The 22,799-nt window shown below is 68.6% G+C and carries 18 protein-coding genes and 1 tRNA gene; 16 read left to right on the plus strand and 3 right to left on the minus strand.

Features of this window, described 5'->3' with window-relative positions:
• The first annotated feature begins 123 nt into the window (after positions 1-123).
• From U8D42_RS04965 to U8D42_RS05010, 10 genes are all read left to right on the plus strand, one after another.
• A complete protein-coding gene (locus tag U8D42_RS04965; protein WP_322859026.1) occupies positions 124-867 on the plus strand; it encodes a CoA transferase subunit A in 744 nt (247 codons plus the stop codon).
• Entirely contained in the window at positions 867-1,517 is a 651-nt protein-coding gene (locus U8D42_RS04970; protein ID WP_322859025.1) for a 3-oxoacid CoA-transferase subunit B, read from the plus strand. Before U8D42_RS04965 ends, U8D42_RS04970 begins: the two co-directional genes overlap by 1 nt.
• 11 nt (positions 1,518-1,528) lie before the next feature.
• Positions 1,529-3,100: a carboxyl transferase domain-containing protein gene (locus U8D42_RS04975; RefSeq protein ID WP_322859469.1), complete on the plus strand. Its 1,572-nt coding sequence runs from the start codon at positions 1,529-1,531 to the stop codon at positions 3,098-3,100.
• Between the two features lie 5 nt (positions 3,101-3,105).
• Complete coding sequence (locus U8D42_RS04980; RefSeq protein ID WP_322859024.1) at positions 3,106-5,112, plus strand: acetyl/propionyl/methylcrotonyl-CoA carboxylase subunit alpha; 2,007 nt, start codon at positions 3,106-3,108, stop codon at positions 5,110-5,112.
• Positions 5,109-6,275, plus strand: a complete 1,167-nt coding sequence (locus tag U8D42_RS04985) for an acyl-CoA dehydrogenase family protein (RefSeq protein ID WP_085239088.1) — start codon at positions 5,109-5,111, stop codon at positions 6,273-6,275. The genes U8D42_RS04980 and U8D42_RS04985 overlap by 4 nt, the downstream gene beginning before the upstream one ends.
• Positions 6,272-6,775, plus strand: a complete 504-nt coding sequence (locus tag U8D42_RS04990) for a MaoC family dehydratase (RefSeq protein ID WP_085239087.1) — start codon at positions 6,272-6,274, stop codon at positions 6,773-6,775. Before U8D42_RS04985 ends, U8D42_RS04990 begins: the two co-directional genes overlap by 4 nt.
• Complete coding sequence (locus U8D42_RS04995) at positions 6,772-7,593, plus strand: HpcH/HpaI aldolase/citrate lyase family protein (RefSeq protein WP_322859023.1); 822 nt, start codon at positions 6,772-6,774, stop codon at positions 7,591-7,593. The genes U8D42_RS04990 and U8D42_RS04995 overlap by 4 nt, the downstream gene beginning before the upstream one ends.
• A 194-nt stretch (positions 7,594-7,787) precedes the next feature.
• Positions 7,788-8,879 (plus strand): pyruvate dehydrogenase (acetyl-transferring) E1 component subunit alpha, encoded by a 1,092-nt coding sequence (gene pdhA, locus U8D42_RS05000; protein ID WP_322859022.1) that lies wholly within the window; start codon positions 7,788-7,790, stop codon positions 8,877-8,879.
• On the plus strand, positions 8,876-9,931 hold the full coding sequence (gene bkdB, locus U8D42_RS05005; protein ID WP_322859021.1) for a 3-methyl-2-oxobutanoate dehydrogenase subunit beta: 1,056 nt from the start codon (positions 8,876-8,878) through the stop codon (positions 9,929-9,931). Before pdhA ends, bkdB begins: the two co-directional genes overlap by 4 nt.
• Entirely contained in the window at positions 9,928-11,091 is a 1,164-nt protein-coding gene (locus U8D42_RS05010; RefSeq protein ID WP_322859020.1) for a dihydrolipoamide acetyltransferase family protein, read from the plus strand. Before bkdB ends, U8D42_RS05010 begins: the two co-directional genes overlap by 4 nt.
• Positions 11,092-11,106: 15 nt before the next feature.
• Here U8D42_RS05010 and U8D42_RS05015 read toward each other — a convergent pair whose 3' ends face one another.
• Both U8D42_RS05015 and U8D42_RS05020 read right to left on the minus strand, forming a co-directional pair.
• Entirely contained in the window at positions 11,107-11,877 is a 771-nt protein-coding gene (locus U8D42_RS05015) for an enoyl-CoA hydratase (RefSeq protein ID WP_085239082.1), read from the minus strand.
• A gap of 333 nt (positions 11,878-12,210) precedes the next feature.
• Entirely contained in the window at positions 12,211-12,654 is a 444-nt protein-coding gene (locus tag U8D42_RS05020; RefSeq protein WP_322859019.1) for a hypothetical protein, read from the minus strand.
• 351 nt (positions 12,655-13,005) lie between these two features.
• Here U8D42_RS05020 and U8D42_RS05025 point away from each other — a divergent pair, with 351 nt between their 5' ends.
• Together U8D42_RS05025 and U8D42_RS05030 are read left to right on the plus strand one after the other, a co-directional pair.
• On the plus strand, positions 13,006-14,487 hold the full coding sequence (locus U8D42_RS05025) for a biotin carboxylase (RefSeq protein WP_322859468.1): 1,482 nt from the start codon (positions 13,006-13,008) through the stop codon (positions 14,485-14,487).
• Positions 14,484-15,662 (plus strand): serine hydrolase domain-containing protein, encoded by a 1,179-nt coding sequence (locus U8D42_RS05030; RefSeq protein WP_085239080.1) that lies wholly within the window; start codon positions 14,484-14,486, stop codon positions 15,660-15,662. The genes U8D42_RS05025 and U8D42_RS05030 overlap by 4 nt, the downstream gene beginning before the upstream one ends.
• Here the strand turns inward: U8D42_RS05030 and U8D42_RS05035 are convergent.
• A tRNA-Arg gene (locus tag U8D42_RS05035) sits at positions 15,663-15,736 on the minus strand.
• Between the two features lie 186 nt (positions 15,737-15,922).
• Between U8D42_RS05035 and U8D42_RS05040 the strand changes: the two genes are divergently transcribed.
• The 4 genes from U8D42_RS05040 to U8D42_RS05055 all read left to right on the plus strand — a co-directional run bounded on the left by U8D42_RS05040 (position 15,923) and on the right by U8D42_RS05055 (position 22,789).
• The gene (locus tag U8D42_RS05040; RefSeq protein WP_322859018.1) at positions 15,923-17,170 is read left to right on the plus strand and encodes an alpha/beta hydrolase; all 1,248 of its coding nucleotides are present in this window, start codon (positions 15,923-15,925) and stop codon (positions 17,168-17,170) included.
• A 140-nt stretch (positions 17,171-17,310) separates the two neighbouring features.
• Positions 17,311-18,780, plus strand: coding sequence for a WS/DGAT/MGAT family O-acyltransferase (locus U8D42_RS05045; RefSeq protein WP_322859017.1), 1,470 nt, complete (start codon positions 17,311-17,313; stop codon positions 18,778-18,780).
• Positions 18,777-20,441: an HAD-IB family hydrolase/lysophospholipid acyltransferase family protein gene (locus tag U8D42_RS05050; RefSeq protein WP_322859016.1), complete on the plus strand. Its 1,665-nt coding sequence runs from the start codon at positions 18,777-18,779 to the stop codon at positions 20,439-20,441. The genes U8D42_RS05045 and U8D42_RS05050 overlap by 4 nt, the downstream gene beginning before the upstream one ends.
• Positions 20,438-22,789: a glycerol-3-phosphate 1-O-acyltransferase gene (locus tag U8D42_RS05055; RefSeq protein ID WP_322859015.1), complete on the plus strand. Its 2,352-nt coding sequence runs from the start codon at positions 20,438-20,440 to the stop codon at positions 22,787-22,789. Before U8D42_RS05050 ends, U8D42_RS05055 begins: the two co-directional genes overlap by 4 nt.
• Positions 22,790-22,799: the final 10 nt, after the last annotated feature.

Genomic DNA, 22,799 nt, shown 5'->3' on the forward strand with positions numbered 1-22,799 from the left:
CGGACGGCACCATGCCGGAACGGCGTTTCTGGACCGGTGGGGTCGCCAATGGTATTCTCAGCGGCGAGTTAATGAGCATTAACTCAAAACCGCCCGCCCGACGGCAAGGAGGCTGCTGCGGCGATGGACAAGGTGGTGGCGACGGCCGCCGAGGCGGTTGCCGACATAACCGACGGATCCTCCCTCGCGGTGGGGGGCTTCGGGTTTTGCGGCATCCCCGAGGCGCTGATCGCCGCGCTGGTGACCACCGGCGCGCGTGACTTGGAGACGGTGTCCAACAACTGCGGCGGAAACGGCGTCGGGTTGGTTCGCCTGTTGGAGCACAAGCGAATTCGCCGGGCCATCGCCTCCTACGTCGGTGACAACAAGGAGTTCGCCCGCCAGTTCCTCGCGGGTGAACTCGAGGTGGAGCTCACCCCGCAGGGCACGCTCGCGGAGCGGCTGCGTGCCGGCGGGATGGGAATCCCGGCCTTTTACACCCCGGCGGGCGTCGGCACCCCCGTCGCCGACGGTGGTCTGCCGTGGCGTTACGACGCATCCGGCGCGGTGGCCGTGATGTCGCCGCCGAAGGAGACCCGCGAATTCGATGGCGTCACCTATGTCCTGGAGCGGGCCATCCGCACCGACTTCGCGCTGGTACACGCCTGGAAGGGCGACCGGCACGGCAACCTGGTCTACCGCCGGGCCGCCGCCAACTTCAACCCCGACTGCGCGCAGGCCGGCAGCATCACCATCGCCGAGGTGGAGCATCTCGTCGCGCCGGGAGAAATCGATCCCGCGACGGTGCACACCCCGGGCGTCTTCGTGCAACGGGTCGTGCATGTGCCCGACCCGGTCAAGCCGATCGAGAAGCTGACGGTGCGCTGATGCCATGGAGTAGAGAGGGTTTGGCGGCGCGGGTGGCCGCGGAATTCGAAGACGGCCAATACGTGAACCTGGGCATCGGGATGCCCACCCTGGTGCCCAACCACATCCCGGCCGGCGTCACCGTCGTCGTGCATTCGGAGAACGGAATCCTGGGGGTGGGGCCCTATCCCCGGCCCGAGGACGCCGACGCGGATCTGATCAACGCCGGCAAGGAGACGGTCACCACGATGCCGGGTGCGGCCTTCTTCGGTTCCTCGGCCTCGTTCGGGATCATCCGCGGCGGGCACCTCGACGTGGCCGTGCTCGGGGCGATGCAGGTTTCGGCCACCGGCGACCTGGCCAACTGGGTGATTCCGGGAAAGCTGGTGAAGGGCATGGGCGGCGCGATGGACCTGGTCCACGGCGCGCGCAAGGTGATCGCGATGATGGAGCACACCGCACGCGACGGCAGCCCGAAAATCGTTGCGCGGTGCACCCTTCCGCTGACCGGCACGGGCTGTGTCGACCGCATCATCACCGATCTGGCCGTCATCGACGTCCGCGATGACGGTTTGCACTTGATCGAGACCGCCCCCGGCGTCTCGGTCGACGAGGTGCTGGACAAAACCGAACCGCCGCTTGTGCTGGCGACAACCGGGAGGCATTCGTGACTTCAACCGTGATGACCGCGCCGTCGTTCGCCGACGAGCACCGCCGGCTGGTCGCCGAATTGAACGCCAAGCTGGCGGCCGCGGCGCTGGGCGGCAACGAACGCGCGCGCGAACGCCACGTCAGTCGCGGCAAGCTGCTGCCGCGCGAGCGGGTGGACCGGTTGCTCGACCCGGGCAGCCCGTTCTTGGAGCTGGCCCCGCTGGCCGCCAACGGGATGTACGACGACGAGTCGCCGGGCGCGGGAATCATCACCGGGATCGGCCGGGTGTCCGGGCGGGAGTGCGTGATCGTCGCCAACGACGCCACGGTGAAAGGTGGCACCTACTACCCGATCACGGTCAAGAAGCACCTGCGCGCGCAGGAGGTCGCGCTGCAGAATCGCTTGCCCTGCATCTATCTGGTGGACTCCGGGGGCGCATTCCTGCCGCGTCAAGACGAGGTGTTCCCCGACCGCGAGCACTTCGGCCGGATCTTCTACAACCAGGCGACCATGAGCGCCAAGGAGATTCCGCAGGTGGCCGCCGTCCTCGGTTCGTGCACGGCGGGTGGAGCGTACGTGCCGGCCATGAGCGACGAGGCCGTCATCGTGCGCGAGCAGGGCACCATCTTCCTCGGCGGGCCGCCACTGGTGAAGGCGGCCACCGGGGAGATCGTCTCGGCCGAGGACCTCGGCGGCGGCGACCTGCACTCGCGGGTCTCCGGTGTCACCGACCACCTCGCCGACGACGACGAGCACGCGCTGCGCATCGTGCGCGCGATCGCGGCGACCTTCGGCCCGCGCGAGCCCGGCCAGTGGGACGTCCGGCCCACGGTCGAGCCGACACACGCGCAGACCGAGCTTTACGACGTGGTGCCTCCGGATCCCCGGGTGCCCTATGACGTGCACGAGGTGATCGTGCGGCTGGTCGACGGCGGAGAGTTCAGTGAATTCAAGGCCAATTACGGCAAGACGCTGGTGACCGCCTTCGCGCGCATCCACGGCCACCCCGTCGGGATCGTCGCCAACAACGGTGTCCTGTTCAGCGAATCCGCCTTGAAGGGCGCGCATTTCATCGAGCTCTGCGACAAACGCAAGATTCCGTTGCTGTTTTTGCAGAACATTGCCGGGTTCATGGTCGGACGCGACTACGAAGCGGGCGGCATCGCCAAGCACGGTGCCAAGATGGTAACCGCCGTGGCCTGCGCCCGGGTGCCCAAGCTGACGGTGGTGATCGGCGGATCCTATGGTGCGGGCAATTATTCGATGTGCGGACGGGCGTACTCGCCGCGCTTCCTGTGGATGTGGCCCAACGCCCGGATCTCGGTGATGGGCGGCGAGCAGGCCGCCTCGGTGCTGGCCACGGTGCGCGGCGAGCAGCTGGCCGCTTCGGGCAAACCCTGGCCGCCCGACGAGGAGGAGGCCTTCAAGGCGCCGATCCGCGCCCAATACGAGGACCAGGGCAACCCGTATTATTCGACCGCGCGCCTGTGGGACGACGGCATCATCGATCCGGCCGACACCAGAACAGTTGTCGGGCTGGCCCTTTCGATATGTGCTCACGCCCCGCTGGAGCCGGTGTCCTACGGCGTCTTCCGGATGTGATGACCATGTTCGAGACCGTATTGGTGGCCAACCGCGGCGAGATCGCCGTCCGGGTGATGCGAACCCTGCGCCGGCTGGGCATCCGCTCGGTGGCGGTATACAGCGACCCTGACGCCAACGCCCGCCACGTCCTGGAGGCCGACACGGCCGTCCGGCTCGGGCCCGCCGCGGCCCGCGACAGCTACCTCGACATCGGCAAGGTGCTGGACGCGGCGGCACGCACCGGAGCTCAGGCGATCCACCCGGGCTACGGGTTCCTCTCGGAGAACGCCGAATTCGCCGCCGCCTGCGAGCGTGCCGGGGTGGTGTTCCTGGGGCCGCCGCCGCGGGCGATCCAGGTGATGGGGGACAAGATCACCGCCAAGAACGCGGTCGCCGCATTCGACGTGCCGGTGGTGCCCGGGGTGGCCAAGCCCGGACTGACCGACGAGGAACTGGTCGCGGCCGCCGACGAGGTCGGGTATCCGGTGCTGATCAAACCGTCGGCGGGCGGCGGCGGCAAAGGCATGCGCCTGGTCGAGGACCCGAGCCGGCTGCGCGACGCCTTGCTGGGGGCACGGCGGGAGGCCGCCTCGTCGTTCGGCGACGACACGCTGTTCCTGGAGCGATTCGTGTTGCGGCCCCGGCACATCGAGGTGCAGGTGCTCGCCGACACCCACGGCAACGTGGTGCACCTCGGCGAGCGTGAGTGCAGCCTGCAGCGGCGCCACCAGAAGGTGATCGAGGAGGCGCCTTCTCCGTTGCTCGACCCGCAGACCCGCGCCCGCATCGGAGCGGCCGCCTGCAACACCGCCCGCAGCGTCGACTACGTCGGGGCGGGCACCGTGGAGTTCATCGTGTCCGCCGATCGGCCCGACGAGTTCTTCTTCATGGAGATGAACACCCGGCTGCAGGTGGAACACCCGGTCACCGAAGCTATTACCGGCCTGGACCTGGTCGAGTGGCAGCTACGGGTCGCGGCCGGAGAGAAGCTGGGCTTCGCGCAGGACGACATCGAACTGCACGGCCACGCGATCGAGGCCCGGGTGTACGCCGAGGATCCCGCACGGGGCTTCTTGCCCACCGGCGGTCGGGTGCTGCAGGTCGTCGAACCGTCGGGGGCCGGGGTCCGCGTCGACTCATCGCTGCTGGCGGGCACGCTGGTCGGCAGCGACTACGACCCGATGCTGAGCAAGGTGATCGCCCATGGCGAGGACCGCGACGAGGCGCTGGCGAAACTCGACGGGGCGCTTGCGCACACGGCGATCCTGGGTGTGCAGACCAACATCGAATTCCTGCGGTTCCTGCTGGCCGACGAGCGCGTCCGCGCCGGTGACCTGGACACGGCGCTGCTCGACGAGCGGGTGGCGGACTTCGCACCGCTGCCGGCCCCCGACGACGTGCTCGCCGCCGGGGGCCTCTACCGCCAGTGGGCCCTGGACCGCCGGGCCGCGGGTAACCCCTGGGCCGTGCCGACCGGGTGGCGGGTCGGCGGGGCACCGGCGCCCGTCCGCACCGAAATGCAGACACCGCTGCGCAGCGACACCGTGTCGGTATGGGGCACGCCCGGCGCCGCCCGGGTGCAGGTGGGCTCGGGTGAGATCGGTTCGGCCAGCGTGCAGCTCGACGGTTCCCGGATGGACGTCACGCTGGACGGCGTGCGCCGCGAATACCGATGGGCGGAGGCCGACCGTCACCTGTGGATCGCCGACGAGCGCGGGGCCTGGCACCTGCGCGAGGCCGAGGAACACAAGATTCACCGCGCGGCCGGCGCGCAGCAGGCCGAGATCCTCAGCCCCATGCCCGGCAGTGTGATCGCGGTCCAGGCACCCTCGGGCACCGAGGTATCCGAGGGTGACGTGGTGGTGGTCGTGGAGGCGATGAAGATGGAACACTCGCTCTCCGCGCCGGTTTCGGGACGAGTGGAGCTCTTGGTCTCCGTCGGCGATCAGGTCACCGTCGACCAAGTGCTGGCCCGGCTGGTCCCCGAAGAGCCCGACACAGCAGCCGATTCGAGTAAGGACGAGACATGACGACATCCATCACCGCGGGAACGCTACCCAAGGAATACGAAGATCTTCGCGACACCGTGGCCGAGTTCGCGCGCACCGTGGTCGCGCCGGTGTCGGCCAAACACGACGAAGAGCACAGCTTCCCCTACGAAGTCGTCGCCAAGATGGGCGAGATGGGGTTGTTCGGCCTGCCGTTCCCCGAGGAGTACGGCGGGATGGGCGGTGACTACTTCGCCCTGTCTCTGGTGCTCGAGGAACTGGGCAAGGTCGACCAGTCGGTGGCGATCACGCTGGAGGCCGGCGTCAGCCTCGGTGCGATGCCGATCTACCGGTTCGGCTCCGAGGAACAGAAGGCCAAGTGGCTGCCGGACCTGACGGCCGGCCGGGCGCTGGCCGGTTTCGGGCTCACCGAGCCGGGCGCCGGCTCGGACGCGGGCGCCACCCGCACCACGGCCCGGCTCGACAACGGCGAGTGGGTGATCAACGGCAGCAAGCAGTTCATCACCAACTCCGGCACCGACATCACCAAACTGGTCACCGTCACCGCGGTGACGGGAACGGTCGGTGACGGCAAGAAGGAGATCTCGACGATCATCGTGCCCAACGGCACACCGGGATTCACCGTCGAACCGGTCTACAGCAAGGTCGGCTGGAACGCCTCGGACACCCACCCGCTGAGCTTCGCCGACGCCCGCGTTCCCGAGGAGAACCTGCTGGGCGCCCGCGGCACCGGCTACGCGAACTTCTTGTCCATCCTGGACGAGGGCCGCATCGCCATCGCCGCGCTGGCCACCGGCGCCGCGCAGGGCTGCGTCGACGAAAGCGTCAAGTACGCCAGGGAACGCCAGTCGTTCGGTCAGCCGATCGGCTCCTACCAGGCCATCAGCTTCAAGATTGCGCGGATGGAGGCACGCGCCCACGTCGCGCGCACGGCGTACTACGACGCGGCCGCAAAGATGTTGGCAGGCAAGCCGTTCAAGAAGGAGGCGGCCATCGCGAAGATGATCGCGTCGGAAGCGGCCATGGACAACGCCCGCGACGCCACCCAGATCCACGGCGGCTACGGGTTCATGAACGAATATCCGGTCGCGCGGCACTACCGCGACAGCAAGATCCTCGAGATCGGTGAGGGCACCACCGAGGTGCAGCTGATGCTCATCGCGCGGTCGCTGGGGCTGTCATGAGCGAGCAGAGCGGCAAGTCGATCATTCAGCGGGGCTTGTGGTTCGAGGAGTTCGAGATCGGCACCACCTACCTACACCGTCCCGGCCGCACCATCACCGAGGCCGACAACGTCTTGTTCACCACGCTGACGATGAACACCCAGTCGCTGCACCTGGACGCGGCCTGGGCCGCCGAGCAGCCGGGCTTTCGGGGGGAGCGGTTGGTGAACTCGATGTTCACCCTGTCCACGCTGGTCGGCCTGTCCGTCTCGCAGTTGACGCTGGGGACCATCGTCGCCAACCTGGGCTTCTCCGAGGTGTCGTTTCCCAAGCCCGTCTTTCACGGCGACACCCTCTACGCGGAGACGGTGTGCACCGGCAAGCGCGAGTCCAAGAGCCGGCCCGGCGAAGGGATCGTCACCCTCGAGCACACCGGGCGCAACCAGCACGGCGACGTCGTCGCGCGCGCGGTGCGGACCACGCTGGTCCAAAAGCGGCCGGACGGTGAGGAGTCACGATGAACCTGCACTCCGCCGGCCCGGGGTGGCTGTTCTGCCCGGCCGATCGTCCCGAGCGGTTCGCGAAGGCCGCCGCCGCGGCCGACGTGGTGATCCTCGACCTCGAGGACGGCGTGGCCGAGGCGGACAAGCCCGCCGCCCGCAAGGCGCTGCGGGAGACCCCGCTGGATCCCGAGCGCACCGTGGTGCGCATCAACGCGGCGGGCACCGAGGAATACGCCCGGGACCTGGACGCCCTGGCCGAGACGGCGTACACGACGGTGATGCTGTCGAAGACCGAGTCGGCCGCGCAGGTGTCCGCGCTGGCACCGCGCGACGTCATCGCGCTGATCGAGACGCCCCGCGGGGCGGTGTTCACCACCGAGATCGCCACCGCCGACGGGACCGTCGCGATGATGTGGGGCGCCGAGGACCTGGTCGCCGCCCTTGGCGGCAGCTCCAGCCGGCTGGCCGACGGCACCTACCGCGACGTCGCCCGCCACGTCCGGTCGACGGTTCTGCTGGCGGCGTCCACCTTCGGCCGCATCGCGCTCGACGCGGTGCATTTGGACATCCGCGACCTCGACGGCCTGCGCGCGGAAGCCAACGACGCCGTCGCGGTGGGCTTCCACGGGACGGTCTGCATTCACCCGACCCAGATTCCGGTCGTGCGCGACGCCTACCGACCCAGCGAGGACAAAGTCGACTGGGCGCGAAGGGTATTGGCGGCCGCCCGCACCGAGCGCGGCGTTTTCGCCTTCGAGGGGCAGATGGTGGACTCGCCGGTGCTCAAGCACGCGGAGATGCTGGTGCGCAGGGCGGGGCAATCCGCCGCCCAGTGACCGCCCACAGCGCCGTGCCCGACGGCGCGACACGGTCGCGATCGCCGCGGTCTCTTCTGATTTGAGCGCATAATGGTCAGTACGCCAGTGTCGCGGCGAGCGGAGACTTTCGGGTAGCTGGTCATCGACTTCGGCTCGCGGCGGGTCTCGGGAGCTTTGCTGTGGCCCCTGCGGCACCGAGGTAGGGAGACGGTATGGCAAAGGCGCCTGAACTGCCGATGACCGTCGACCTGGACCCGGTGCAACTCGTCGCCGCGGACGGCACACCGACGCCCGAACTCCGCTACGGCCGCGACCTTCCCGCCGAGACACTGTGCTGGCTCTACGAGATGATGGCGGTCACCCGGGAGCTGGACACCGAGTTCGTCAACCTCAAGCGCCAGGGGGAGTTGGCGCTGTTCGCGTCCTGCCGCGGTCAGGAAGCCGCCCAGGTGGGCGCGGCGGCCCCTTTGCGCAAGACGGACTGGCTGTTTCCCCAATACCGGGAGCTCGGCGTGTATCTGGTGCGCGGCATCCCGCCCGGGCACGTCGGGGCGGTGTGGCGCGGAACCTGGCACGGCGGACTGGAATTCACCAAGAAATGCTGCGCCCCGACCTCGATTCCGATCGGCACCCAGACCCTGCACGCCGTCGGCGCGGCGATGGCCGCGCAGCGTCTCGGCGAGGATTCGGTGACGGTGGCCTTCCTCGGCGACGGTGCCACCAGCGTCGGGGACGTGCATGAGGCGCTGAACTTCGCGGCCGTGTTCGCCACGCCGTGCGTGTTCTTCGTGCAGAACAACCAGTGGGCGATTTCGGTGCCGATCCACAAACAGACCAGGGCACCGTCGATCGCGCACAAGGCAATCGGGTACGGCATGCCCGGGGTCCGGGTGGACGGCAACGACGCGCTGGCCTGCTACGCCGTGATGGCCGAGGCCGCCGGCCGCGCCCGGGCCGGCGGTGGCCCGACCCTGATCGAGGCGGTCACCTACCGGCTCGGCCCGCACACCACCGCCGATGATCCCAGCCGCTACCGGACCCAGGAGGAGGTGGACCGCTGGGCGGCGCTCGACCCGATCCCGCGCTACCGCACCTACCTGCAGGGGCAGGGCCTGTGGTCGGACCGCTTGGCGGAGCGTGTTGCTGCCCGTTGCAAGCGGATGCGCGCCGAGCTGCGCGACGCGGTGTGCGGGGCACCCGATTTCGACGTCGACGAGGTATTCACCACCGTGTACGCCGAGATGACGCCCGGGCTCGAGGCGCAGCGCCACCAGCTGCGGGCCGAACTGGGGAGGCCCGAATGACCCAGCTCGCGGATCGACCCGCCGGTCCGGCCGAAACCCTCACTCCGGCCTCGCAGAACGTAGCGCTCGGTGTGCAGTCGCTGACCATGGTGCAGGCGCTCAACCGAAGCCTGCATGACGCGATGGCCGCCGACGACCGGGTGCTGGTGTTCGGTGAGGACGTCTCGGTCGAGGGTGGGGTGTTCCGGGTGACCGACGGACTCGCCGGAACGTTCGGCGACACGCGCTGTTTCGACACGCCGCTGGCCGAATCCGCCATCATCGGCATCGCGGTCGGGCTGGCGTTGCGCGGCTTCGTCCCGGTGCCGGAGATTCAATTCGACGGGTTCTCCTACCCCGCTTTCGATCAGGTGGTCAGCCATCTGGCGAAGTACCGCACCCGCACCCGCGGCGAAATCGACATGCCGGTCACGGTGCGGATCCCCTCCTTCGGTGGAATCGGTGCCGCAGAACATCATTCGGAGTCCACCGAGTCGTATTGGGCCCATACCGCGGGTCTGAAGGTGGTGATCCCCTCCGGCCCGGCCGACGCGTACTGGCTGCTTCGCCACGCGATCGCCTGCCCGGACCCGGTGATGTTCCTCGAGCCGAAGCGGCGCTATCAGGTCCGCGGCACGGTCGACACCGAGCGTCCGGAACCGCCGATCGGGCAGGCGATGGTACGAAGGCCCGGCTCCGACGTGACGGTCGTGACCTACGGCAGCCTGGTCGGCACCGCCGTCGCCGCGGCCGAAGAGGCGCAGCGGCAACGTGGTTGGAGCATCGAGGTCATCGACCTGCGGTCACTGGTCCCGTTGGACTTCGAGACCGTGGCCGCGTCGATTCATCGGACCGGACGTTGTGTGGTGATGCACGAGGGGCCGCGCAGCCTGGGGTATGGCGCCGAGTTAGCCGCCCGGATTCAAGAGGAGATGTTCTACGAGTTGGAGGCGCCGGTGTTGCGCGCCTGCGGATTCGACACCCCCTACCCGCCGGCCCGGCTGGAGCGACTCTGGCTGCCCGGCCCCGACCGGTTGCTGGACTGCGTCGAGCGTGCGTTGGGGCAGCCATGAGCACCGACGAAAGAGTGAAGGCGTTTCGCGTCCCCGATCTCGGCGAGGGGTTGCAGGAAGTGACCGTGACGCACTGGAACGTCGCCGTCGGCGACGACGTCGAGCTCAACCAGGTGTTGTGCTCGGTGGAGACGGCGAAGGCGGAGGTGGAGCTGCCCAGCCCGTATGCGGGTCGGATCGTCGAAACACACGGCGGCGAAGGCGATGTGCTGCCGGTGGGGGCGGTGTTGGTCCGCATCGACACGGCCGCGCTGAACGGCGACGATCGCGGGGACGCCGGGACGGTCCCCACTTTGGTCGGCTATGGCGCCGACGCCGGCATCGACGCCAGCCGACGAACCCGCCGCCCGCTCGCCTCCCCTCCGGTGCGCAGATTGGCCAAGGACCTGATGGTCGACCTGCGGTCGCTGCAGGGCGATCCCGACCGCATCATCACCCGCGCGGACGTGCTGGCGGCCGCGGGCCAGAACGGCGCCGACGTCCGGCCGGTCCGTGGCGTGCAGGCGCGGATGGCCGAGAAGATGACGTTGTCGCACCGCGAGATCCCCTCCGCCACAGTCGGTGTCGCGGTCGACTGCACCGAATTGCTGCGGCTGTCCGACCGGGTGTCGACGGAGGAGAAGATCACGCCGTTCGTCCTGACGATGCGGCTGCTGCTCGTCGCGTTGCGCCACAACGAGATTCTCAACTCGACATGGGTCGACTCACCCGACGGACCGGCGGTTCGCGTCGAGCATCGCGTGCACCTGGGATTCGGAGTCGCCTCCCCGCGCGGGCTGCTGGTCCCGGTGATCACCGACGCGCACACCAAGACGACCCGCGAACTGGCAACACGGGCAACCGAATTGATCACCGGCGCGCGAGCGGGCACGCTGACCCCGGCGGAACTGCGCGGCTCCACCTTCACCGTGTCGAATTTCGGTGCGCTGGGCGCCGACGACGGCGTGCCGGTGATCAACCATCCGGAGGCGGCCATCCTGGGAATGGGGGCGATCAAACCGCGCCCGGTGGCCGTCGGTGATCAGCTCGTGGTGCGCCCGACCATGACGCTCACCTGCGTGTTCGACCACCGCGTCGCCGACGGCGCGCAGGCGGCCCAGTTCGTCACCGAGCTGAGGGATTTGGTTGAGTCACCGATGACCGCGCTGCTGGACCTGTAGTCGGCTGTGCGGCGGTTACCGGCGCTGCGCCGCGGCCAATCGCTGGGCGAACTCCGGTGACTGGATGGAATAGGCCTGCGGCCCGAGTTCGGTGCGCATGGCGAACACGTGTTGTTCGTGATCGAGCGATCCCGGGCTGGCGGTGGCGCGCATGGTGGCCTTCGTCGCCAGGACGACCTCGCGCGGGGCCGCCGCGGGCCCGGCCGCCAGCTCCAGCGCCGCGGCGACGGGATCGTCGGCGACGGCCAGCGCCAAGCCGTGGTGCACGGCGGCTTCGGCGTCGAAACGCATGCCGAAGAGCAGTGCCGCGCGGGCGACCTGGGGGCCCACCGCCCGCTGCAGCATCCACGTCGCACCGCCGCCGGGGTGCAGCCCCAGCTTCTGGAACCGGGCGTCGAACATCGCCGCCGGCCCGGCGATGCGGACGTCGGCCGCCAATGCGAGATTCAGGCCCGCGCCGACGGCCGCGCCGTTGACCGCGGCGATGGTGGGCAACCGGCAACTGCCGACGGCCATGAAGCCGTCGTAGAGCTGCTGCAGACCCGTCTCGGCTTTGTCGCCGCCGGCGGCTCCGAGCGCGCTCAGATCCGCGCCGGCGCAAAAGGCCTTGCCGGCACCGGTGACCACCACGGCGTGCACGTCGGGATCGGATTCCGCCCGCTCGATGGCCGCGCGCAGCCGCGCCGACATCTCGGCGGTGACCGCGTTGCGCCGGTCGGGGTCGTTGACGGTGATCAGCGCGACGCGATTGTCGACGGTGTACAAGACGAGGTCTGACTGGGCCATCGGGTACCTCCGCGGCTCGGGGGATGGCGGGTCTTGGGCGACGCACGGTTACGGCGCCGCCGGCTGCGACTCGGGGCAGGGGTAAGGGTACTGCGGGGCGTCGGGGTGGATTTTCGCCACGTCGGTTGCCGTATGAGTGTGGAACCGCCCGGTCCTGAACAGCCGATTAATTGCCTGCGCTTCGGCGCCGTCGCGGATTGCTTAGCGCCGACAAACGCGAACGCTATTGGGTGGCGTCGGAATTCAGCAAAGAATCGTTGAGTAAAAAACGAATGCGTTAGCGGTTTCCTCGTCCAGACCTCGATCGCAATCCGCGCGGTCGGACCGCGTTGATTACAAAGATGTATTTAAAGAGGCGACGTTCTCGTCGACCTCGGGTCTCGCCAACTTCGTCGCCAGTTCATCGAGCGCCGCCTGGCGCCGTCTCACCGCCCACGTCCGTTGCTCCGGCTGCGCGCCGGAAACGACCGTCTTGGGCACCGCGTCATTGCGCAATCTGGTGTTCGCGTAGTGGATTGCGGCATCGATCATTTCGATGTAGCGCTCCGCTTCGTCGAGGGCACACGTGCCCTCGATGCGCTGGACCTCGTCCCAGCAGGGATAAGAGGAGTATCTGGCATCGAGCCGTTGCTGCGATACCTGTAGACCGAAGTAGCAGCGCCAGTCTCGGCTTAGCCACCCCCGTGTCTTGACCTCGACTTTGATCCTATTTCCCAGGCCGGCTACGAACTTTGGTTTTCCAACTCGTACCACCGGTTGCCAGTCGTCCGACGTCATCATCGACCACCCCTCGAATAGAGACGCCTTTAAGTCATGATCCCCCTGCTGGCGTCATCTGCTCGCACGACACGCCAATTGTGGTTCCCGAACCGTCTAATAGGCAAACTCTGGGCGACGCGCAGCGATGAAACCGTTGTTAAAAACCATTTCCACCGGGTGACGCCGATGCGACGGGCCTGCCAGAGAAGGCGCATCGCGGCCTCGCGCGCACTCCGCACTTTCGCCCGGCGGTGGGCCGGGCCAGACTTGTGGGATGAAGACACGCGATCTGACCGCCCACACGCCGACCGGGGCGCCCCCGCCGCCATGCCACCGCTGGCCGCAGGCGCCGACGTCGGCGCGAGCGGCGTGATGGTGCCCGCCGGCGGGTCTGCGCCGGAGCCGCCCCGCCTGTTGAACGGCCTTTCGGACATACGCGCGTTCTTCCACACCAACAAGGTGCCGCTGTACTTCATCTCGCCGACGCCGTTCAACCTGCTCGGCGTCGATCGCTGGATACGGAACTTCTTCTACCTCACCTACTTCGACTCTTTCGAGGGCACCCACTCGCGCGTGTTCGTGCCGCGGCGGCGCGACCGCCGCGATTTCGACTCCATGGACGAGGTGTGCAGCCACCTCCTGTCCGACCCCGAGACGCTCGAGTTCATCGCCGGTAAAGGTCCCGGTGGCAAGTGCTGCTTTGTGATGATGAACGAGGAAATCCAGGCCCTCGCGCGGTCCGCGGGCCTCGAGGTCATGCATCCGCCGATCGAGCTGCGCAATCGCCTGGGCTCCAAGATCGTCATGACGCGCCTGGCCGAGGAGGCGGGGGTACCGAGCGTGCCCAACACGATCGGGCGGGCCGGCTCGTACGACGAACTGCTGGCGCTCGCACAAGACGCCGGCTTGGGCGATGACCTCGTCATCTCGATCGCGTATGGCAATGCCGGCAGCGGGACGTTCTTTGTGCACGGTCAGCGCGACTGGGACGAGCACGCCGGTGACCTGGTCGGGCAGGACCTCAAGGTCATGAAGCGCATCCGCAATGTCGAGGTGTGCCTCGAGGGCGCCGTGACCCGCCACGGCACCGTGGTCGGGCCCGCGATGACCAGTCTCGTCGGCTATTCGGAGCTGACGCCGAGCCGGGGCAGTTGGTGCGGCAACGACATCTGGCACGAGGTGCTTCCGCCCGCCCAGACGCACGCCGCGCGAGAAATGGTGACAAAGCTGGGCGACGTCATGCGCCGCGAGGGCTACCTCGGTTACTTCGAGGTGGACCTGCTGCATGACCTCGACTCCGACGAGCTCTACCTCGGCGAGGTGAATCCTCGCCTGAGCGGCGCGAGTCCGATGACGAACCTGACAACCGAGGCCTACGCCGACATGCCGCTGTTTCTGTTTCACCTGCTCGAGTACATGGACGTGGAGTACGAGCTCGACATCGACGAGATCAACGCGCGCTGGGAGCGGGGCTACGGCGAGGACGAGGTCTGGGGCCAGGTGATACTCACCGAGACCTCGCCGGATATCGAGATGTTCACCGCGACGCCACGCACCGGAGTATGGCGCATCGACGACGACGGTCGGGTCACCTTTTCGCGGACCGCCAACGACTGGGCCACGCTCCTCGACGGCTCCGAGGCCTTTTACATGCGGGTCGCGGCGCCCGGCGACTTGCGTTCCGAGGGCGCCCAACTCGGCGTGCTCGTCACCCGCGCACACCTGCAGACCGACGACTATCAGCTCAGCGAGCGGTGCCAGCGCTGGGTCAAGGGCATGAAGGCGAAGTTCACCTCAACGCCCCTGACGCCCGCCGCGCCGATCGTCTCGCGACTCGTCGCGCGCGCGTGAGCGTCCCGGCGGGAATCTCACTGGACAACTGGCTGTCGCCGCCGTATTCGCGGTGGTCGTTCCAGCACGTCGAAGACATGGTGCCGACGGTGACCATCGCGCGCGGGACCGGGCCGGTCGCGGCGCTGCCCGCGGCCCCTGCGCCGGTGGCCGAGATCCGGGTGACCAGCACCAACGGGGCGACCACGACCGTCGGCGCGGTGATGGCCGCCACCGTTACCGACGGCTGGGCCGTCGCGCACCGCGGCTCGCTGGTGGCCGAGGAGTATCTCGACCACCTCAGGGCGGACAGGCGACATCTGCTGTTCTCGGTGAGCAAGTCGATGGTGGCGGCAGTCGTCGGCGCGTTGCACGGCGCCGGTTCGATCGAGGTTGACGCGCCGGTGACGAAATACGTTCCCGCCCTAGCGGACTGCGGTTACGACGGTGCGACGGTGCGCCACCTGCTGGACATGAGGTCCGGCATCGCCTTCTCGGAGAACTACGACGACCCGGCCGCGGAGATACACCTGCTCGACCAGGCGATGGGCTGGGCGCCCAAAAGGAAGGCGGACGGACCCGCCACGGTGCACGACTTCCTGCTGACCCTGCGCCAGAAGTCGCCGCATGGCGGCCCGTTCGAATATCGCTCGTGCGAAACCGACGTCCTCGGGTGGATCTGTGAGGTCGCCGGCGGCCGGCGGATGACCGACCTGATGTCCGAACTGCTGTGGACCCGCATCGGCGCCCAGAGCGACGCCACCATCGGTGTCGATCCCGCCGGCACCGGATTTTTCGACGGCGGCATCAGCGCATGCCTGACGGACATGATCCGGTTCGGCTCGCTGTTCCTGCGCGACGGCGTGTCGCTGACCGGCCGGCAGGTGGTGCCACCGGCATGGATCGCCGACACCCTCGACGGCAGTCCCGACTCGCGTGCGGCGTTCGCCGCCAGCCCCGACCACGACACCGATCTGCCCGGCGGGATGTACCGCAACCAGATGTGGTTTCCCTACCCGGGCAACGACGTCGTGTTGTGCCTGGGCATGTGCGGCCAGATGATCTACGTCAACCGCCCCGCCGAGCTGGTCGCGGCCAAGGTTTCCGCCCAGCCGCACTCCCACGAGCCGCACATGCTGGACACGCTGCGCGCCTTCGACGCGGTGGCACGCGAACTGGCCGGAATCGCGCGTTAGTGCCCCCGGCACGACTCGAACGTGCGACCTAGGGATTAGAAGGCCCTTGCTCTATCCACCTGAGCTACGGAGGCAATGTGCAGGTCATTCTATTCCACCGGCGTGTCGCGCCCGACTCGCCGCCGCGCCGCGCGCGAAAAGCGTTCGCGCGCCGCGGTTATCGGCTATGGTTGGGAACCTCGACACACGTAGAACATCGGCCGGTCATCGGCCGTTAACCGCAAGGATGCGTGTGCATACCGTCGAGGGGTGGCGTTGCTATGAGCGTGACCACGCACGTGGCTTCACGGTGCTCGTGGGCTGGTAACCAGGCCGTACGCCTGGCGGGCGATGCGATGGATGCCTATCGGGTCGGCACGTTGTTGCTGCGCGGCTCGCCATTGGCGCTGGGCTGCCTCGCCGGCTGGCTCTCCACGGAGTTTCCCCCGCACGTCGTGACGGGGCACGCGTTGTCGCGCGTCGCGCACCCGTCCATCGGACGCATCGGCGCCAGTTGGGCGGCGCAACGGGCGGACCGGGCGCTCAGCGCCGCGCTCGAGGAAGCCCTCGGTCCGGACTTCCGCGAGCAGGTCTGCCACCCGGCCGGCATCAGGCCCGTCTGCGCCCCGCGCGGCGGGGTGTTGAACAGGCCCGGGCCGCACCGCCGGTATGCGGCGCAGACCTCCGACATCCCCTACGGTCCCGGTGGACGCGACAACCTGCTCGACATCTGGCGGCGCCACGACCTGGCGCCGGGGCGGCGGGCGCCGGTGCTGATCCAGGTTCCCGGCGGGGCGTGGACCGTCGGCGACAAACGGGTGCAGGCCTACACGCTGATGAGCCGCATGGCCGAGCTCGGCTGGATCTGCGTCTCGATCAACTACTGCAAGAGCCCGCGCTCGACGTTCCCCGCGCACCTCATCGACGTGAAGAGGGCGATCGCCTGGGTCCGCCAAAACATCGCCGACTACGGCGGTGATCCCGATTTCATCGCGATCACCGGCGGGTCGGCGGGCGGGCACCTGGCCTCGCTGGCCGCCCTCACCCCGAACGACCCGGCGTTCCAGCCCGGATTCGAAAGCGCCGACACCACGGTTCAGGCCGTCGCGCCCTATTACGGGGTGTACGACTTCACCGACGCCGAGCACATGCACGACCTGATGCTGCCGTTCCTCGAGCATTTCGTCATGAAGGCCCGCTACGCCGACGAGCCCGAGCGGTTCCGGGCGGCGTCGCCGGTCTCCTACGTGCACAGCGGGGCGCCACCCTTCTTCGTGCTGCACGGCGAGAAGGACGAATTGGTGCCCAGCGGCCAGGCCCGCGCCTTCTGTGCCGCGCTGCGTGCGGCCGGCGCCGCCACGGTGGCCCACGCCGAACTCGCCAACGCCCACCACGCGTTCGACATCCTCTCGACGGTCCGCTCGCGGCTGGCCGCCGACGCCGTCGCGGATTTCCTGGGCGTCGTGTACGGGCGGCGCGTCAGCCCGTTGCTGGACTTCGTCCCGCTGGCGGCCACGTCGGCCAGCTGAGCCGGCGGCGCCCGGCCCCGACCGCTCCTTTCACCAGCGCGGCAACCCGACTAGCGTTGTGTTGGCGATGGGGTTGGTGGTGGGTCCGAGGCAGGAGGCTTGATCTTCGGTGACAGGGTTGGCGGGTCGGTCGGAGAGCGATGACTGAGTCCGATGGGGTCGTGAAATTGTCCGACCAGCTGGGACCGGTCGACTATCTGATGCATCGGGGCGAAGCGAATCCGCGGACGCGGTCGGGGATCATGGCGCTGGAGCTCCTCGACACCACGCCGGACTGGGACAAGTTCCTGACCCGATTCGAAAACGCCTCCCGACGGGTGTTGCGGCTGCGGCAGAAGGTGGTCGTGCCGACCCTGCCGACGGCGTCGCCGCGCTGGGTGGTGGACCCCGACTTCAACCTCGAGTTCCACGTCCGGCGGATGCGGGTGGCCGAACCCGGCACGATGCGCGACGTCTTCAACCTCGCCGAGGTGATGCTGCAGTCGCCGATGGACATCTCCCGGCCGCTGTGGACGGCCACTCTGGTCGAGGGTCTGCCCGACGGGAAGGCCGCGACGCTGCTGCACGTCAGCCACGCGGTCACCGACGGCGTCGGCGGGGTGCAGATGTTCGCCGAAATCTACGACCTGGAGCGCAACCCGCCGGCCAAGCCGACGCCCCCGCTGCCCATTCCGCAGGACCTCACGCCCAATGACCTGATGCGCCAAGGCATCAACCACCTGCCCACCGCCGTGGTCGGCGGCGTCCTGAGCGCGGTGTCCGGGGCGGTCTCGGTGGCCGGGCGTGCGGTCCTCGAACCCGCGTCCACCGTGTCCGGCGTCGTGGGTTACGCCCTCTCGGGCATGCGGGTGCTCAACCGGGCGGCCGAGCCGTCGCCGCTGCTGCGGCGGCGCAGCCTGGCCACCCGCACCGAGGCGATCGACATTCCGCTCGCCGACCTGCACCGGGCCGCGAAGGCCGGTGGGGGATCGATCAACGACGCCTACCTCGCCGGCCTGTGCGGCGCATTGCGCCGTTACCACGAGGCGCTCGGCGTGCCCATCAGCACGCTGCCGATGGCGGTGCCGGTGAACCTGCGGGCCGAGGCCGACACGGCCGGGGGCAACCGGTTCACCGGCGTCAACCTGGCCGCGCCCGTGGGTACCGTCGACCCGGTTTCGCGGATGAAGAAGATCCGCGCGCAGATGACGCAGCGCCGCGACGAGCCCGCGATGAACATCATCGGTTCCGTCGCGCCACTGCTCAGCGTCCTGCCGACCGCGGTGCTCGAGGGCCTCACCGGTTCGGTGATCGGCTCCGACGTGCAGGCCAGCAACGTCCCGGTGTACCCCGGTGACACCTACATCGCCGGCGCAAAGGTGTTGCGGCAGTACGGTATCGGCCCGCTGCCGGGGGTGGCGATGATGGTCGTGCTGATCTCGCGCGGCGGCTGGTGCACCATCACCGTGCGTTACGACCGGGCGGCGGTGCGCAACGAGCCGCTGTTCGCCCAATGCCTGTTGGAGGGCTTCGACGAAATCCTGGCGCTGGCCGGTGATTCGGCACCCCACGCGGTGCCCGCCTCGTTCACCGAACCGGCGACGTCGGCGCGGACGGTGGCGGGCTCATGAGCGCCGAGAAAGACGAAGGAACTGCTGGCGGGGACATGCGTCTGCCCGGCTCGGTCGCCGAAATCATGGCCAGCCCGCCGGGCCCCAAGATCGGCGCGTTCTTCGACCTCGACGGGACGCTGGTGGCCGGCTTCACGGCGGTGATCCTCACCCAGGAGCGGCTGCTGCGCCGCGACATGGGCGTGGGTGAGCTGCTCGGCATGGTGCAGGCCGGCCTGAGTCACACGCTGGGCCGCATCGAGTTCGAGGATCTCATCGGCAAGGCCGCCGCCGCGTTGGCCGGCCGCGTGCTCGACGACCTGGAGGAGATCGGTGAGCGGCTGTTCGTGCAGCGCATCGAGTCACGGATCTACCCGGAGATGCGCGAGTTGGTGCGCGCGCACGTGGCTCGCGGGCACACCGTGGTGCTCAGCTCCTCGGCCCTGACCATCCAGGTGAACCCGGTGGCGCGGTTCCTGGGCATCTCGAACATGTTGACCAACAAGTTCGAGACCACCGAGGACGGGATCCTCACCGGCGGCGTGCAGAAGCCGATCCTGTGGGGACCCGGCAAAGCCGCTGCGGTGCAACGGTTTGCGGCCGAGAACGGCATCGACCTCAAGGACAGCTACTTCTACGCCGACGGCGACGAGGACGTCGCCCTGATGTATCTGGTCGGCAACCCGCGCCCGACCAATCCCGAGGGCAAGATGGCCGCCGTGGCCAAGCGCCGCGGCTGGCCGATCCTGCGATTCAGCAGCCGGGGTCCGGTGGGTCTGCGGCGCCAGCTGCGCACCCTCGCCGGCTTCGGCTCGATGTTCCCGGTCGCCGCCGGTGCCGTGGGCATCGGCGTGCTGACCCGCAACCGCCGGCGCGGCGTCAATTTCTTCACCTCGACGTTCTCCCAGCTGTCGCTGGCGATCACCGGCGTGCACCTCAACGTCATCGGCCAGGAGAACCTGACCGCGCAGCGGCCGGCGGTGTTCATCTTCAATCACCGCAACCAGGTTGACCCCGTCATCGCCGGCGCGCTGGTGCGCGACAACTGGATCGGCGTGGGCAAGAAGGAGCTGCAGAAGGACCCGGTCATGGGGACGCTCGGCAAGCTGCTCGATGGCGTGTTCATCGACCGCGACGATCCCGTCGCGGCGGTCGAGACGATGCGCGAGGTCGAGGACCGGGCCAGGAAGGGGCTGTCGATCGTGATCGCCCCCGAAGGCACCCGGGTCGACACCACCGAGGTCGGGCCGTTCAAGAAGGGGCCGTTCCGCCTGGCCATGGCGGCCGGCATCCCGATCGTTCCGATCGTGATCCGCAACGCCGAGATCGTCGCCGCCCGGAACTCCACCGTGGTCAATCCCGGCACGGTCGATGTCGCGGTGTTTCCGCCGATTTCGGTGCAGGACTGGACCGTCGAGAACCTGCCGGAGCGCATCGCCGAGGTTCGCCAGCTGTACCTGGACACGCTGGCCGACTGGCCCGTCGGCGACGAGCTGCCCCAGGTCGGCCTGTACGCGGAGAAGAAGACCGCGACGAAGGCCAAGGCGCCGGTGAAAAAGACTGCGGCCAAAGCTGTCCCGAAGGCGACGGCGAAGAAGGCCGCGCCCGCGAAGAAGGCCGCGCCGAAACCCCCGCCCGCCGAGGCGGCCGTCAACGCCGAACCGGCCGAAGGGCAGCCGTGACCGAACCGGCCGCGGATACCACCGCGGTCCTCACCGGCGAGGACTCGCTGGTGCTGGCGTCCATGGCGTCGCCGGTCGAGCGTCAACTGGTCACAAGCTGGATGGCTCAACAGTGCGGCGACAAGCCGGGGGCCAGATTCGACGTCCTCGAACTGCCGCCGCCCAACGCGCCACCCGACGCGCTGACCGCACTGATCGAGCGTCTCGAGGCCGGCGGCGACGGCGACCGTTCCATCGTGCCGGTACGGGTGTTCTGGCTGCCGCCGCCGGATCGCGGCAGGATCGCCAAGCTGGCCGGCCTGCTGCCCGGGCGGGATCCCTACCACCCCAACGACCGTCAGCAGTTGCACATCGTGCGCAACGCCCCCCGGCGGGCGCGGGTGGTGGCCGGCGAACCGGCAAAGGTGTCCGAACTGCGCCAGCAATGGCGCGACATCACCGTCGGCGAGAACGAGACCGACTTCGCCCGGTTCGTGATCCGCCGCGCGCTATTGGCGCTGGAACGAGTGGAGTATCGAATCCTGGGGCCGCAGTACAAGTCTCCGCGGCTGGTGAAGCCGGAGATCTTGGAGTCCAGCCGGTTTCGCGCCGGGCTGAAGAAGATCCCCGGCGCGACCGTCGAGGAAGCCGGCCGGATGCTCGACGAACTCTCCACCGGCTGGAGCAGGGTGTCCGTCGACCTCGTGTCCGTGCTCAGCAGGGCGATCAGCCGCGGGTTCGATCCGGAGATCGACTACGACGGGTATCAGGTCGCGGCGATGCGCGCCGCCCTGGAAACCCATCCCGCGGTGCTGTTGTTCTCGCACCGCTCCTACATCGACGGCGCGGTGGTCCCCGTGGCGATGCAGGAGAATCGTCTGCCGCCCGTGCACGTGTTCGCGGGGATCAACCTGTCATTCGGCGCGATGGGTCCGCTGTTGCGCCGGTCCGGGGTCATCTTCATCCGCCGCAACATCGGCGCAAACCCGCTCTACAAGTACGTCCTGCGCGAATACGTCGGCTACATCGTCGAAAAGCGGTTCAACCTGAGTTGGTCCATCGAGGGCACCCGGTCGCGCACCGGCAAGATGCTGCCCCCGAAGCTCGGCCTGTTGTCCTACGTCGCCGACGCCTACCTGGACGGCCGCAGCGAGGACATCCTCCTGCAGCCGGTGTCCATCAGTTTCGACCAGCTGCACGAGACCGACGAGTACGCGGCCTACGCCCGCGGCGGCGAGAAGACGCCCGAAGGCGTCGGCTGGCTGTACAACTTCATCCGCGCGCAGGGCGAGCGCAACTACGGCAAGATCTACGTCCGCTTTCCCGAAGCCGTGTCGATGCGCCAGTACCTCGGCCCGGCCCACGGCCCCATGACCCACGACCAGGACGCGAAAAGGCTTGCGCTGCAGAAGATGTCATTCGAGGTCGCCTGGCGGATCCTGCAGGCGACGCCGGTGACCGCGACGGGCCTGGTGTGTGCGCTGCTGCTGACCACCCGCGGCGCGGCGCTGACGCTCGACCAGCTGCACCACACCCTGCAGGACTCGCTCGACTATCTGGAACGCAAGCAGACCCCCATGTCGACGAGCGCGTTACGGCTGCGCTCGCGCGACGGGGTGCGGGCGGCGGTCGACGCGTTGTCCAACGGGCACCCGATCACCCGGGTCGACGGCGGCCGCGAGCCGGTGTGGCGCATCGCCCCCGACGAACAGCACGCGGCGGCGTTCTACCGCAACTCGCTGATCCACGCCTTCCTGGAGACGTCGATCGTCGAACTCGCGCTGGCCCACGCCCGGCACGTCGAGGGCGACCGCATGCAGGCCTTCTGGGATCAGGCGATGCGGCTGCGCGACCTCCTGAAGTTCGACTTCTACTTCGCGGACTCGGCGGCGTTTCGGGAGAACATCGCCGAAGAGATGGCCTGGCACGACGATTGGGAAGCCCACGTCGCCGCCGGCGGCGAGGAGATCGACGCGCTGCTGTTCGCCAAGCGGCCGCTGATGGCGGACGCGATGCTGCGGGTGTTCTTCGAGGCGTACGAGATCGTCGCCGACGTGCTGCGGGACGCGCCACCCGACGTCGATCAGAAGGAATTGACGGAATCCGCGCTCGGCGTTGGCCGACAATACGTGGCGCAGACGCGCGTCCGCAGCAGCGAATCGGTGTCGACGCTGCTGTTCGCCACCGCATACCAGGTGGTCGCCGATCAGGACCTGATCGCACCCGCGCCCGATCTCGCCGAACGGCGGATCGCTTTCCGGCGGGAACTGGGGGGCATCCTGCGGGACTCCGATCACGTCGGACGGATCGCCCGCGACCAGTTCGTCGCCCGCGAGATCAAGGCGCGTGAGGAGCGCCTGCCTCGATAGCCGCCGGCGC

The sequence above is a fragment of the Mycobacterium europaeum genome, assembly GCF_034555895.2.
Lineage (GTDB): Bacteria > Actinomycetota > Actinomycetes > Mycobacteriales > Mycobacteriaceae > Mycobacterium > Mycobacterium europaeum.